At 37.8% G+C, this 14,728-nt stretch carries 11 protein-coding genes and 1 CRISPR repeat array; all 11 genes read left to right on the forward strand.

Annotation, left to right across the window (positions count from 1 at the left end):
- Positions 1–145: 145 nt before the first annotated feature.
- Positions 146–1,214: a CRISPR direct-repeat array (repeat unit 29 nt; unit sequence GTGTTCCCTATACACATAGGGATAAACCG).
- 136 nt (positions 1,215–1,350) lie between these two features.
- The 11 genes from A9G10_RS13020 to A9G10_RS09455 all read left to right on the forward strand — a co-directional run bounded on the left by A9G10_RS13020 (position 1,351) and on the right by A9G10_RS09455 (position 14,707).
- Positions 1,351–1,653, forward strand: a complete 303-nt coding sequence (locus A9G10_RS13020) for a helix-turn-helix domain-containing protein (RefSeq protein WP_065559280.1) — start codon at positions 1,351–1,353, stop codon at positions 1,651–1,653.
- 623 nt (positions 1,654–2,276) lie between these two features.
- Complete coding sequence (locus A9G10_RS09410) at positions 2,277–4,814, forward strand: type VI secretion system Vgr family protein (RefSeq protein ID WP_081299174.1); 2,538 nt, start codon at positions 2,277–2,279, stop codon at positions 4,812–4,814.
- Positions 4,815–4,817: 3 nt separating this feature from the next.
- Complete coding sequence (locus tag A9G10_RS09415; protein ID WP_065559281.1) at positions 4,818–7,433, forward strand: T6SS effector phospholipase Tle3 domain-containing protein; 2,616 nt, start codon at positions 4,818–4,820, stop codon at positions 7,431–7,433.
- Positions 7,434–8,246 (forward strand): T6SS immunity protein Tli3 family protein, encoded by an 813-nt coding sequence (locus tag A9G10_RS09420; RefSeq protein ID WP_065559282.1) that lies wholly within the window; start codon positions 7,434–7,436, stop codon positions 8,244–8,246. It abuts the gene before it with no gap.
- Positions 8,236–9,189 carry a T6SS immunity protein Tli3 family protein gene (locus tag A9G10_RS09425; protein WP_065559283.1) on the forward strand — a complete coding sequence of 318 codons (954 nt, stop codon included), beginning with the start codon at positions 8,236–8,238 and terminating at the stop codon, positions 9,187–9,189. The genes A9G10_RS09420 and A9G10_RS09425 overlap by 11 nt, the downstream gene beginning before the upstream one ends.
- A gap of 1 nt (position 9,190) precedes the next feature.
- On the forward strand, positions 9,191–9,997 hold the full coding sequence (locus A9G10_RS09430; RefSeq protein ID WP_065559284.1) for a T6SS immunity protein Tli3 family protein: 807 nt from the start codon (positions 9,191–9,193) through the stop codon (positions 9,995–9,997).
- Entirely contained in the window at positions 9,987–10,922 is a 936-nt protein-coding gene (locus A9G10_RS09435) for a T6SS immunity protein Tli3 family protein (RefSeq protein WP_065559285.1), read from the forward strand. The genes A9G10_RS09430 and A9G10_RS09435 overlap by 11 nt, the downstream gene beginning before the upstream one ends.
- 28 nt (positions 10,923–10,950) lie before the next feature.
- The gene (locus tag A9G10_RS09440) at positions 10,951–11,211 is read left to right on the forward strand and encodes a PAAR domain-containing protein (RefSeq protein WP_065559286.1); all 261 of its coding nucleotides are present in this window, start codon (positions 10,951–10,953) and stop codon (positions 11,209–11,211) included.
- On the forward strand, positions 11,211–12,611 hold the full coding sequence (locus A9G10_RS09445; protein WP_065559287.1) for a hypothetical protein: 1,401 nt from the start codon (positions 11,211–11,213) through the stop codon (positions 12,609–12,611). Before A9G10_RS09440 ends, A9G10_RS09445 begins: the two co-directional genes overlap by 1 nt.
- Before the next feature lie 535 nt (positions 12,612–13,146).
- Positions 13,147–13,974, forward strand: a complete 828-nt coding sequence (locus tag A9G10_RS09450) for an ABC transporter substrate-binding protein (RefSeq protein ID WP_065559288.1) — start codon at positions 13,147–13,149, stop codon at positions 13,972–13,974.
- Positions 13,975–13,978: 4 nt separating this feature from the next.
- Positions 13,979–14,707: an amino acid ABC transporter permease gene (locus A9G10_RS09455; protein ID WP_065559289.1), complete on the forward strand. Its 729-nt coding sequence runs from the start codon at positions 13,979–13,981 to the stop codon at positions 14,705–14,707.
- The last annotated feature ends 21 nt before the right edge of the window (positions 14,708–14,728 follow it).

A 14,728-nucleotide genomic window follows, 5' to 3' on the forward strand; every position in this document is an offset into this window, starting at 1 on the left:
CTTATAAATCATATTTAACAGTTTGATTAAATTATAAATTTAAGCTGTTTTTGCTCAATTCTCAATTGCTCAAAAAATAATCAAAAAAATTGGTAGAATTTTATACCTCCCTATTTTAATTAATAAACAATAAGTTATAATAAGGGTGTTCCCTATACACATAGGGATAAACCGAGTTTTTAAAGCTTTGTCCTGCGTCATCAGCTGTGTTCCCTATACACATAGGGATAAACCGATAATTTACCATGAGCCTCTTTAAAGTAATCCGTGTTCCCTATACACATAGGGATAAACCGGAGGCGGGTGCATGGGAAGAACAACAAGAAGAGTGTTCCCTATACACATAGGGATAAACCGGGCGGCGTAATCGTTCAGTGCCGATCACAGAAGTGTTCCCTATACACATAGGGATAAACCGAATGCTCAGAATACGATAGTTATTCGTATGGGGTGTTCCCTATACACATAGGGATAAACCGGTGGCTCCGGGGGGTATGTCTGCCAGCAAACACGTGTTCCCTATACACATAGGGATAAACCGGCATTTTTGTCAGAGGCTCAATTGCAGGGTAAGTGTTCCCTATACACATAGGGATAAACCGCCGAAATCTCAAACATATTGATCAGGGTGCGGGTGTTCCCTATACACATAGGGATAAACCGGTATATATAAATCAAATTTAGCCGTCGCCGTAGTGTTCCCTATACACATAGGGATAAACCGGGTTGCTAAACACGAATTTTTTGGGTACGATTGTGTTCCCTATACACATAGGGATAAACCGTCAATGAGAGAGGCGGGAGAAAACTACAAATTGTGTTCCCTATACACATAGGGATAAACCGTTCGCTTTCGGCATTCGGTATTCGCATGACGGAGTGTTCCCTATACACATAGGGATAAACCGCGTTCGCCGATAAATGGCTGGACCGATTAAAAGTGTTCCCTATACACATAGGGATAAACCGCTCAAAATGCCAACCTCAATATGGCAGCCAAGCGTGTTCCCTATACACATAGGGATAAACCGGAAAACCATTCCGCTGCAAGACACCGAAAGACGTGTTCCCTATACACATAGGGATAAACCGTTCGCATGCGAACAAATGTTTTTACAGTGGTAGTGTTCCCTATACACATAGGGATAAACCGATACCGTTAGTAGAACCAAGAGAATTAAGAATGTGTTCCCTATATACATAGGGATAAACCGTTTTTGGTCGGCGTATCGGCTTTGCTATATAGCTGTTCCCTATAAACATAGGGATCCGCGTTTGTCAAAAAAACGAATAAAACGCCTGCTAATGCTCTAAAAATAGCTAGAACCCGACTACAGGAGATGATTGAAAATGACCACTAGAAAAAAACATAGCACAACATTCGAGGAACTCAAAAATAGGGTTTTAGCAAACCCCACAGCCCTAGCCGCGTATCGCGAATCCCAAAAAACGTGGAAATTGAGGGCATTTCTGATTAACGCGCGTGAACGCGCGGGGTTTACACAAACCGATTTGGCTGCACAGTTAGACGTGTCGCCGTCAAATATCAGTAGAATTGAAAACAACCCAGATCATGCCAATATAAAAACAATTTTTAAATATCTGGACGCGTGTAACGCGGACGTCGATTTTGTAATATCTGGCAACAAATAACGATCGTTTATAATAAGTTATACAAAATTATTAGTTACAGGTTATTGTCAATTAATTGAATTAATCATATAGTTAACAATTATTGATATTGCAAATTGTGATTGAGAATTGTTAATTGATGAAAGTGTTTGTTATAAATTTAAAAAGCGCTGTTGATGTGTTCCCTATAATAAACCGGATTCGCTGGAGCAGGACATAGCAAAAGCGGAGTGTTCCCTATATACATAGGGATAAACCAGGGATTTGTAATAGTAATATATACGATGACTTGAAAAAAATGTTCCCTGTATACACAGGGATAAACCAAAACTTAATTGCGTTGTGTAAAGTGACCAACCCCAAATACAGGCAAAGTTTATCAGCTTAAAATAAAAGATTGTTAAAAATTTGAAACGTGTATCGTGTCATTGTGATAAAAAATAAAATTATTATTCCCCCCTTGATTACCCATACTATTTAAATGGATGTTTTCTTGATTACACTCGTATTTAAATATCTTTGTGATATATCTCTAAAAAATGTATTTTATGAGTATTATTATGTAAATTTTATGATAATATGATGAAAATAAATGCAGAGTTTTGTTATTAAAGTTAAGAAATAGAATATAAGGGAACAAGATTATGAAAACAAAGGAGCAGTTGATAGACAGTTTGTCTTCTTTAGCAGGAAACTTATTAACTGGACATTCAGCGCAAAATAATTATTCCCTTTCAATTGATGGTGTAGATTTACTGACAACAATATCAATATTATCACTTGAAGGTAAAGAAGAATTAAACCAACCATGGCAATATACAATTCATTTTACCAGTCCAAATAAGCATATATCCATTGATTCGATACTTAATCAAACCGCATCGCTTACTTTTCATCCTCGTCAATTACCTTTAAAGTTAACTCAAATCAGTTCCCTTGATAAGCTTGATAAATCAAGAAAAATTTACGGTGTTATCACAGAGTTTAGCCTTGTTTCAATGAGTAAAGACGAAGCACATTATTGCGTTACATTAGTGCCAAGGATAGCCTTATTAGCCAACCATCACCAAAGTGCAATTTATCAAAACACAAGCGTAGTTGATGTGGTTGAAGAAGTATTACGTAATCATGGTTTTACAGGAATTGATTTTCGTTTTGAATTAAACGAAACTTATCCGGCTCGTGAATTTATCACCCAATGGCAAGAATCAGATTTAGCGTTTATACAAAGATTACTTGCCGATGTCGGGATTTGGTTCTATTTCGAAACACATCCTAAGCACCATTGTGATGTTATCGTGATGAGTGATTATGAACAAGGACTGGAAGATGCCGGCAGTATTATAATCAAACAGCCGAGTGGATTAACAGATAATCAACGTCATAGCATATGGGACTTACAATTTAGTACTAAAACCAAACCTAAGCAAGTTAGTGTTAACGACTACAATTATCGCATGGCAAACAGTCAACTACATGGCTCAACCAATAGCCAGCCTAAAGATATCACAACCCATGGCGATGACTACCGTTATGAAGAGCATTATAAAGTATTGGGTGATAAACAAACCGTTGAAAGTGGGCAATGGTATGCGCACATACGTCACCAACACTATATATCAGAACAATTCATTATCTATGGTAAATGTAATGATTATCAACTGGTGCCGGGTCAACGTCTTATTATTGAAGAATGTCCGATTTATGACATAAAAGAAGGTATTATCATTCTTTCTACCAAAAGTCATGGAGATCGAACAGACTCTTACGAAACCCATTTTACTGCCATTCCATATGATGTATTAAAACCTTATCGTCCTTTGCCACTTCCTTGGCCACAAGTTAGCGGTACTTTACCGGCACGGGTAACCAGTCCGGATGATGATACTTATGGTTATATCGATACAAAAGGGCGCTATCGCATCAAATTCAATTTTGATTTAAAAAATTGGAAAAAAGGCGAAGAAAGTTTATGGGTAAGACTGGCAAAACCTTATTCGGGTAATACGTACGGCTTTCATTTTCCGTTAATAGACGGTACAGAAGTGGCGGTTGCATTTACTAATGGTAACCCGGACAGACCTTATATTGCCCATGCTATGCATGACAGCACGCACCCCGATCATGTCACCACAATCAACAAACACCGCAATGTAATTCGTACACCAGCGAACAACAAGCTGCGCATGGATGACAAACGTGGGCAAGAACATATCAAGCTTGCCACTGAGTACGGTAAAACGCAACTCAACATTGGTCATTTAGTAGATAGCGAAAAACATAAACGTGGTGAAGGCTTTGAGTTACGCACTGATGAATGGGGGGCAATGCGTGCTGCTAAAGGGGTCTATATCAGCACCATATCGCAAGAAAAGGCTGAAGGTCAACAACTTGATATGAAACAATCAATCCAACAGGTAGAAAAATCTTTAGAAATTTCTTACACCTTGATTGAATGTGGCAAATTAAGTGGTGCTGAACCGGCTGACATTAACGAACAACAAACACTGCTTAGCGCAACAAATCAATTACAAGAATCAACGGTCGTCATTCACGGTGAAAAAGGGATTGCCCAAACATCACCAAAAAGTATTCAAAGTGCAGCCAGTGAAAATATTATTGTCACAGCAGGTAAAAATGCCAGCGTCAATATTTTAAAAAAATTATCCATGGCTGCTGGCGAAATGGTGTCGATATTCGCACAAAAATTAGGGATCAAACTGATTGCGGCATCGGGTCGCATTCAAATTCAAGCGCAATCTGACGAAATGGAAGTAATATCCCAAAAAAATATGTTTATAACTAGTACCGATGGCAAAGTCACGATCAATGCCAATAAAGAATTATTACTACTCAGTGGTGGGGCAGGCATACGCATTAAAGATGGGACCATTGAGTTAATTGCACCAACCAGTATTTTACAAAAAACCGCACTATTGTCCTATTCTGGGGCGGAAAGTATAAAAGAAGTTACACCTTCTTTCCAAAAAGGCGATTTTGGGCGTAAATTTAAGTTACGTGTAAATGGATCACCCACTCAAGTACTTAAAAATCATCCTTACCGAATTCATTTTAGTGACGGTAGTACGCAAGACGGCATGACGGATGAAAGTGGTAACACCGAACAATTACCGATGACTGAATTAGATGATTTAAAAATTGAAATATTAACAAAGGAATGATGAATGTCGAATAAAACAGACTCAGATAAAGTACTTCATTCAGTTGAAAAGGTGAGTGGCGTTCCATCAAATTCGACCGATGCAATGTTGACGTGTAACGTTGATGTACCGGCACCATTACCTTGTATAGTTATTTTAATCCATGGGGTAAATGATATTGGTGAAGCATTTGAAAATCAGGATCAAGGTATCTGTAAAGGATTAAATAAGCGGTTAGGTCGTTGTGATTTAATTCCCAATGAATGGGCGACGATTCAAGAGGAAAGTGACAACTTTGCACCAAGAATAGCAATAACCAAAAGTCACTACTCCCCAGTTATTCCCTTTTTTTGGGGGTATCGTCCGGTCGATAAACAAATGTATGATGAAGATCAACGCGCTTATGAAAAAAGACTCAAAGATCCGTCGGTGATTGATCCTGAATTACCCTACAGCAGTTATTGGCTAGATCGGGAATTTAAATTAGATACCGGTACCCTTGCTGTCGATAAACTCAATAGTGATAATTTTTTTAATTGGATCGATTATGGTTATCACCGTAATGGGGGGCCGTTTGCCAATGCGACCACCTCGATCCCCGATATGTATGGACCAGGCATGTCAGGTTTACTTGCCTTTGGCGGAAAAATAGTTACCCCTGAAGGTTCAAAAAGTTATGATAACCCGCATCGTATCTATTTTGCATTTGCAGCTTACCGGTTAGCAAAATTGATTAAAAAAATTAGGAAGGATACCGACAGGCAAGATATTCCGATTAACATTGTGGCGCACAGTCAAGGCACTATTATTACTATGCTGGCAACTTTTTTATTAGCAAAAGACAATGTTTTGCCTGCTGATTGCGTAATTTTGGCACACTCACCCTATGCCTTTGACCCGTCGTATGCTGAAGTGTTATCGAAAGATCTCTATATGGGTATTCAAACTGAACAAAGTCGCGAAAAGACGTTTATCAACTTTGTTAAAAAAATTAAAGACTCACAGGATTTGAGAAATAAAAAATTCACGCCAGAAACACTAAAAGAAAACTACATTATTAATACCACCGTTAACCCTGATGAAAAATATATTCAAGCGGACGGTAGCGAAAAACAGTATGATCGCTTGGGCAAAGACGAGGAGATGTTTTATCGCGATAACTTTGGCAAAGTGTATCACTATTTTAGTCCCAATGATCACGTGGTTTCGTTATGGAATGTGCAAGGGATGGGGTGGAAAGGGATTCCTGATCATATCATTAAAGCGTGCCATGAAAATTTAAGGCAGCGAGTGTTTTCTCATAAAGTTATTGCCGGTAACAATCCGATCAATCCAAATTTTATTATTCCTTTAGTGAGCATGACCATTAACGAACAAGACTATCCGGACTATATCAGTTTAGAGGATTACAAACAGCGGGTTACCTATGTTGATATTGGTGTTCGAGGTGGTAAAGTAGCCAACACAGTCGTATTACTTTCTGAACAGCTGCAAAGACTCAAGCAAGAACCGTTATTCAGCAAATTTGAAGGGACAATTGAACATGGTCATTATTTTGCTGGCGGTCGCTCTGTGATTGTGACATATCGCCCGACTTTTGCCGAAATGGCAAAAGACCACCCAGAACAAACCTATAATAAGGTATCGTCTAGTGAAATGAAAGAACAGGGTGCAATGTGCTCAAGTCCGGACGTGCTATTGCGCGATAATCCAAGTTTAAAAATCAGACCCAATAATTCATTCGATGCATCGATACAAATGTTGAAATTTGCAACGGCACAATGTGATAACTATTCCACCGGTGACATTCAAACTGCGCCTTTTATCCTTACAGAGCGGATTATTAATGGTGAAGAAGTGCCCGAAACCATGATTTATCAAGTTGATCAGCCCGGTGATAAAACTAAACTGAGCCGAGCCATACATTATGGGGATATCTATAATAAAAATCCTCAAAAAATAGAAAAACTAAAACAAGGGACAATCAATGTAACCGTACCCCGACCAAGTTATATACCGCCGTCTAACCCGATTGATCTATTCGGGAAACCAGTCATTACCGATCCGGTTTTATTAAAAAAACTTAACGATGATTTGCAACTGTCGGATCGGGGGATTAAATATTTTAGGTATATCGGTAATAACGATATGGGTAAAGATAAAGACCAAATTCGAATTTATTATTATCTATCAAATCAACAATTAAAGGATGCCATTCGTGAACTGGTGGACAGTAAAAAGGATGAAAGTAGTCACCATTCAGGCATCACCAACAGCAAAGATGCACCAGCAAAAATTATGGCTTACGATCTAGCCCTTGGCGTGGTGAACGGCATTACCCTGCAAGACCAGCGGCTTCTTTTTGAATGGCGTGCTATAGCCGATTGGCGCCACCCCGAAAATAACGATACGGAAACAGTCTTATATAGTCGTTATGGCATTTTGCCAGATGATTTAAAAAAAGCGATGAATTATCCAACCAAACACATGCCAATTGGCGATGATTTAGTAGATAATAGTTTTTATCATGATCCTTCTAGCAAAACAATTGTAGCAAAAGAATTGATGAAAGAAAAATATCGCAAATTAAGCGAAAAGCCACAATGGCCATTACCCGATCCCGATATTAAGGAGCCTTAAATGTTAGCATTTTGTTATCTTTTTGTGACAACAGGGTTAGTCATTTACAGTTACGTCCAAAAAAAGCGAGGGTTAATGGCGATTAGCTATTGCGCTTTTCTAATTTGTTTTTTGGCATTAATGCCGATACCGGGTCAAGATCGCACGGTTTTAGGGGCGCCCACCCAAATAGTGTTTAAATTTGACAACTACCGCTCGTTGCAGCTGACCGGCTTAGGGTGTCAAGGGCGGTTATATTATATTGACGAACAAAAACAGATTTACTCGGAATTAGCGCTACATTCAGCCCGAGCACTAACCGAACCGTTTAGCCATATGCCCGAAGATTATATTTTTGTCCCTTTAAGAGATTATTCAGGGATTGACTACTCCCGTGACGGTGGACGTACTTTTCAAACCACGCATTTTGATGATACTTCGGATAAGCTAGAAGGATATTATTACCGTCCAAGGGTTGATACGGTTGAACAAATTGTGGTGCTGAATAATCAAATATTTGTGTTGGATAAAAACAGAGGCATATTTCGTTCGCCACAGCCTTATGGTACAAGAATTGGCTATGATTTATTATCGCCAACCAACCAAGCTATTTTAGAACGGCATACCCGTTATATGGGCCCCCGCTGGGACAATCCGCCTGCAAGCCTGCCAACAATGCCAGACCAGTACACAGGCTGGGACCGTTGGCGGTGTGACCCAAGTCTAAAGCAAGAGGTGATAATCCAAAGTCGCTTTAAACCGTTTCATCAATGGCAAAACAAGTTGCGAGCGGTTTTAGGATTAAGTCATGACGAGGTAACGCATGAATCATAAATTAAAAGGGCTATTTTTGCTGCTGGTTGTGGTGCCGGCAATAATCTGGTTGTCAGTTTATTGGGTTGGGAATGCTCGACCCGATCAGGTTCAAAAAGTGGGGTTAGATATTCCAATGGCTGAGCCACGAGAAGGGTATGAAATCGTCTACCCATATATGTATGACTTACCTAATAAAATCACAACAAGAACCATAACTAATTACGAAAAGGCAACATATTATTATTTAAGCCAAAAGCGTCAGGTGGTTTATCGTTACGACGAACACCGCTATTTAGAGTTACAAGGTGAAAACTGTGAAGGGTTAATGTGGTATCACGATGACGCTAACAATATTCATACCCGAATCAATATTCCGTTTTTCACCAAAACACAATTACCAACGTTTCACTATTACAATCCGGGCAAAAAATATATTGCTATTCCGGCGAATGATATGTCATTTGTTCTGTTTTCGTTAGATCAAGGGCGAACATTTCGCATTGGTGAAGTCACAAGCTATGCCGCAGTGCCGGCAGAAAAGGTCGAGCGTTTTATTGGTATCGACGATAGCCCACTAGATGTACAATTTACGGATATTCGTCGCGAAAATTCGAGAGCTTATACTCGAACCAAAACCATATCAGGTAATACTGGTTATTTTATATTAAACAATGGCGATGTACTTTTTGGAGCAACGGTATTTTATGATCAAGAACCACCGTCTTTTAATGTCCAACCAGGTAATCAGCATAAACAAGCTTTTCACTCTCTTAAAGGTATTGATCTAAGCCTTATCCAGCAAAAAGATCCTAATTTTAAAGGTATGCAATTTTTTGGAAAATACTGGGAAATATATCACAAACCTAACTATATAGAACGGGTGCAAGCTGCACGAAGCATCCACCCCGAACCCTACCAAGGCTGGGATAAGATTCGCTGTGTTGTTGGGGCGGAAAAGTAATATGTTAGCATTTTGTTATCTTTTAGTGACAACAGGGTTAGTCATTTACAGTTATGTCCAAAAAAAGCGAGGGTTAATGGCGATTAGCTATTGCGCTTTTCTAATCTGTTTTTGGGCATTAATGCCAATACCGGGTCAAGACCGCACGGTTTTAGGAGCGCCAACCCAAATAGTGTTTAAATTTGACAACTACCGTTCGTTGCAGCTGACCGGTTTAGGATGTCAAGGGCGGTTATATTATATTGACGAACAAAAACAGATCTATTCGGAATTAGCGCTACATTCAGCCCGAGCACTAACCGAACCGTTTAGCCATATGCCCGAAGATTATATTTTTGTCCCTTTAAGAGATTATTCAGGGATTGACTACTCACGTGACGGCGGGCGTACCTTTCGAACCACCCATTTTCATACTTCGGATAAGGTAAAGGGGTATTACCGCCCAATGGTTGATACGGTTGAACAAATAGTGGTGCTGAATAATCAAATATTTGTGTTGGATAAAAACAGAGGTATATATCGCTCGCCACAGCCTTATGGTACAAGAATTGGCTATGATTTATTATCGCCAATCAACCAAGCCATTTTAGAAGGTTATGATCGCTATATGGGCCCCCGCTGGGACAACCCGCCTGCAAGCCTGCCAACAATGCCAGACCAGTATACGGGCTGGGACCGTTGGCAGTGTGACCCAAGTCTAAAGCAAGAGGTGATAATTCAAAGTCGCTTTAAACCGTTTCATCAATGGCAAAACAAGTTGCGAGCGGTAATAGGATTAAGTCATGACGAGGTAACGCATGAATCATAAATTAAAAGGGCTATTTTTGCTGCTGGTTGTGGTGCCGGCAATAATCTGGTTGTCATTTTATCTGGTTGGGAATGCTCGACCCGATCAGGTTAAAAAAGTGGGGTTAGATATTCCAATGGCTGAGCCACGAGAAGGATATGAAATCGTCTACCCATATATGTATGATTCTCCGAATGAACTCACAATAAGTACCATAACTCATTACGAAAAAGCAACATATTATTATTTAAGCCAAAAGCGTCAGGTGGTTTATCGTTACGACGAACACCGTTATTTAGAGTTACAAGGTGAAAACTGTGAAGGGTTAATGTGGTATCACGATGATGCTAACAATATTCATACCCGAATCAATATTCCGTTTTTCACCAAAACACAATTACCAACGTTTCACTATTACAATCCGGGCAAAAATTATATTGCTATTCCGGCAAATGATATGTCATTTGTTCTGTTTTCGTTAGATCAAGGGCGAACGTTTCACATTGGTGAAGTCACAAGCTATGCCGCAGTGCCGGCAGAAAGGGTTGAGCGTTTTATTGGTGTGGATGATAGTCCACTTAATGTAACATTTGAAGATATAAGAAAGAGTGATTCAAGTGGATTTATGAATACTATCACCATTCCGGGCAATACCGGTTATTTTATATTAAAAAATGGTAATGTACTGTTTGGGGAAACCGTATTTTATGATAATGACAAGTTTGGAACAAAAAATCAGCAGTCATTTCATTCATTAAATGATATTGATCCAAGCCTTATCCAGCAAAAAAATCCTAATTTTTTAGGTATGCAACCATTTGGAGCATACTGGGAAATATATCACAAACCTAATTATTTAGAACGGGTGCAAGCTGCACGAAGCATCCACCCCGAACCCTATCAAGGCTGGGATAAGATTCGCTGTGTTGTCGGGGCGGAAAAGTAAAAATATATAAAAAGGAGTTATTAATATTATGAAAGGTGTGATTCGCTTGGGTGATCCCCATTCACATGGTGGAAATGTCATTAGTGCGTCAGGCGCTAAATTTGATGGAAAACCGGTTGCTTTAGTTGGTGATCAAGTTTCGTGTCCCAAAAAAGGTCATGGGGTGAATAATATTGTTGAAGGTCATCCTACTTGGAAAATGTTTGATCGTAATGTAGCTGTGAATGGTTGTAAATCAGCTTGTGGTTGTTCTTTAATCTCAACTTTACCCGTAGCAGGGAGCGAATAATGCAGTGGAAATTTCCTAATATACCCAAAAAAGCATTGCCTAAAAACTTTTCTGTCTTTTTATATCTATTAGTTTTTGTGGTAAGTATTGCTATTTTTGCTTTTGCTGTAGTACTTATCAATGCTGAAAACATATTACCAAATCTCGGGTTAAGTTGCTTATATTTTGTTATTGCACCACTATGTTTTGGTTTGTCGATTACTGGAATAATGTATAATATTTATCATCATAAATTACTTTACGTTCTTTTTTTTAATAAAAAAATCGAAAGTAAACACGAACAGTGGCAAAATTGGACTCGTCAATCTATTTGGTTAGTTGATTCACAATATCTTACCGATATTGAAAATCTAGGCTTGAAAATTATGGGGTTAGAAGGTAGTCCACCTATGAACCCAGAAAAACAAGTTCCCATTTCGACTTTGCACAATTTGAATAGTTCAGCATTTTTTTATATATTTGAAAAAATACTGCTTCCAATGAAGAAGAAAATTAATCAATTTTCAAATATAAAAGTGCAATTAAATACATTAAAAAATTCAGATTTAGCTATGACTAATCTGATTAATTTTTGTCATATAAATAATATCAGTATTCGTGATTCCAATATCAGTGCGTCAGATCAAATCCCTTCGCCAAAAATGATTAATGAATGGGTAGATGAATATGATAATCAAACAACCTTGATTATTAATTTGGTGTATGATGTCAAAAATAGTTTACCTTTTAGTGAATATTGTTGTGCTTTATTATTTTCAAATGAAAATAAAGCGTCAAAACTTTCAAAATTAAGGGTATTTCGCCCCATTATAACCAAATTAACGGATTTAAGTGATGATATTGAATACTTAATTAAAGCTGAACAGATTGAAAAAAAACAGGTTCGACAATTATGGGCAGCGCATCTGCCTGCTTCTGCATTGAATATTTTAAAGGGAACATTTTTAGATAATGACAGTGAGATCATTATCGAACCGAATAAGCTTTACCATTTGGATGAGAACTTAGGTGTTTTAGATGATAGCCACGCATGGTTGACGTTATCGCTTGCTGCCGAAGCCGTAAATCAAGGTCAAAAAGGGCAAATGGTTGTAGCGCAGTGTGGTGATGAGATTCATATCATGCAGTTGTATGATAAAAATATGCAGCCTTCAAATCAAAAAATTGAATTATTTATTTTACCGGTTGTTTATCTTATAAGTATCATTTCGTTACTGTTTACTTTGATTGCTTTAATTCCGGCAAACGAAAATATTTTGATGACCTGTTTTATCATTATTTTTGTGGCAGCCGTTGCTTTAGCTATTATCATTCCGCTTTCTCAATATGGAGAAATAAAAACTTATGATCATGAATTCCAAGAAATTTGGTCATCTGAACTGGCAAAACTTGATCCATAAATACCAAGTAGACGTAATAAAAAATTGATGATAGCAATGATTATTTAAAGGCATTTTGATATGTTTAGTTTAAACTGAACTTACTATCACTAGTTCTTTTATAAATATAACGTTAAGTTAAAAGCATTTAAATAATCGTTATTATCCCTTCGATACTTTATTGATAAACTTAAAAAACCTATCAAGTCCAAAGGGGGGGGATAATCATATATTTTAACAAAGTCACTGACAGTGGTTACCTTAATCGGCTCATTTTTGGTTGCGAGTTCGGCTTATGATAATTTGAAATATTTTTTTGGCAAAGAGCAGAAATTTATCTTACTTTTCATTTACTTTTTTGAGTATCAAATCCGCCCGAGTGAGTGTAAATAGAAATGTTCTCTAAATTCAGATAATTTTTCGCTTTACTTATAAGACTATAAAACATTTTTAATATAACTTTAAGTTATAAACACCTAAATAATCGTTATTTATTCCCTTCGATTTTTTATTGATAAACTTAAAACCCTATTAAGTCCAAAGGGGGATAATAACAATGAAATTTTTTACTAAGTCACTGTCGGCAGCTGCATTAATCGGCTCGTTATTGGTTGCAAGTTCGGTTTATGCTGATCGTCTTGATGATATCGAAAAAAAAGGGGTAATTAAAATTGCGGTATTTGATAGTAATCCACCCTTTGGATTTGTTGATGAAAAAACGCATAATATTGTCGGGTTAGATGTGGATTATGCCAATGAAATCGGTAAAGCTTTAAAGGTAAAGGTTGAACTTGTACCGACTAATCCTGCTAATCGTATACCATTATTAACTTCACAAAAAGCCGATTTAATTGTGGCTAATTTCACCGTAACTGAAGAGCGTGCCAAAGCGGTCGATTTTAGTGTGCCTTACTTTGCTACCGGACAAAAATTTGTGGCAAAAAAAGGGGTATTAACATCACCGGATGATTTAAAAAATCTTCGTATAGGCGCCGATAAAGGGACAGTAATGGAAATTACCCTACGTGAAAAATATCCTACCGCTAAAGTAATATCGTATGATGATACGCCGTTTGCGTTTGCAGCATTACGTAATGGTGTGGTGCAAGCTATTACGCAAGATGATGCTAAATTGATTGGTTTACTTGCCAATATACCGGAAGATCAACGTGCCGTTTTTGAAATTTCACCCTTTAGTATTACGCAAGAATATCAAGCGGTTGGTATTCCTAAAGGTGAAACTCGTCTAAAAGATAAAGTGGATCAAATCTTGTTAAATCTTGAAACAGACGGTGAAGCAGTGACGATTTATAATCGTTGGTTTGGACCCGAAACGACGTCAGCAATGCCTCGTGGTGATTTCAAAATTGGTAAAGGTCAATAGATAGATGGTTGAGCAATTACTTGAACCACGATATTTGTGGTGGTTGTGGGACGGTTTTTTAGTGACGCTTGCGATTTCGTTATTCACCATAATATTGTCAACCGTGCTGGGTTTTTTGTTAGTCATTGCTCAACAAAGTCATATCAAAATCATCAAAGGAGCAGTAACAGCCTACAATGCTATTTTTCGTTATTCGCCTTTACTGCCCCAACTGTTTTTTTGGTATTTTGGTGTCGGTAATTTATTACCTATTGAATTTAAAGTGTGGTTATTTGATGAACCCCAAATTCAACTCTTTTTTTTAACGTTAAAAATGCCTTCTTTTGAGTTTATTATTGGTTTAATAGCTTTAACTTTTTATTCCAGTGCTTTTATTGCTGAAGAGTTTCGGGCTGGTATTTTAGGCGTAGCAAAGGGTCAACAACAAGCGTCTTTAGCGTTGGGGTTAACGTGGTGGCAAAGTATGCGGTTTATCATTTTACCACAAAGTATTCGCATCGCTTTTCCGCCATTAATTGGGCAATATATGAATGTTATCAAAAATTCATCATTAACCATGGCTATCGGTGTGCTTGAACTTTCTTATGTTTCTCGGCAAGTCGAAACAGAGACGTTAAAGACGTTTCAAGATTTTGCTATTGCAACTTTGTTATATATTTTTGCCATTGTGATAGTAGGAACGCTTGGCAATATTTATCAAGTAAGATTTATCAAGCAAGTCGATTGCAAATAAGTAAAGGTTAGTCAGTTATGG

Origin of the sequence: Gilliamella sp. wkB308, assembly GCF_001690185.1 — a bacterium.
Lineage (GTDB): Bacteria > Pseudomonadota > Gammaproteobacteria > Enterobacterales > Orbaceae > Gilliamella > Gilliamella apicola_I.

Coding starts and splice junctions, on each gene's coding strand:
- A9G10_RS13020 (WP_065559280.1), top strand. CDS start 1,351: ATGACCACTAGAAAAAAACATAGCACAACATTCGAGGAACTCAAAAAT.
- A9G10_RS09410 (WP_081299174.1), top strand. CDS start 2,277: ATGAAAACAAAGGAGCAGTTGATAGACAGTTTGTCTTCTTTAGCAGGA.
- A9G10_RS09415 (WP_065559281.1), top strand. CDS start 4,818: ATGTCGAATAAAACAGACTCAGATAAAGTACTTCATTCAGTTGAAAAG.
- A9G10_RS09420 (WP_065559282.1), top strand. CDS start 7,434: ATGTTAGCATTTTGTTATCTTTTTGTGACAACAGGGTTAGTCATTTAC.
- A9G10_RS09425 (WP_065559283.1), top strand. CDS start 8,236: ATGAATCATAAATTAAAAGGGCTATTTTTGCTGCTGGTTGTGGTGCCG.
- A9G10_RS09430 (WP_065559284.1), top strand. CDS start 9,191: ATGTTAGCATTTTGTTATCTTTTAGTGACAACAGGGTTAGTCATTTAC.
- A9G10_RS09435 (WP_065559285.1), top strand. CDS start 9,987: ATGAATCATAAATTAAAAGGGCTATTTTTGCTGCTGGTTGTGGTGCCG.
- A9G10_RS09440 (WP_065559286.1), top strand. CDS start 10,951: ATGAAAGGTGTGATTCGCTTGGGTGATCCCCATTCACATGGTGGAAAT.
- A9G10_RS09445 (WP_065559287.1), top strand. CDS start 11,211: ATGCAGTGGAAATTTCCTAATATACCCAAAAAAGCATTGCCTAAAAAC.
- A9G10_RS09450 (WP_065559288.1), top strand. CDS start 13,147: ATGAAATTTTTTACTAAGTCACTGTCGGCAGCTGCATTAATCGGCTCG.
- A9G10_RS09455 (WP_065559289.1), top strand. CDS start 13,979: ATGGTTGAGCAATTACTTGAACCACGATATTTGTGGTGGTTGTGGGAC.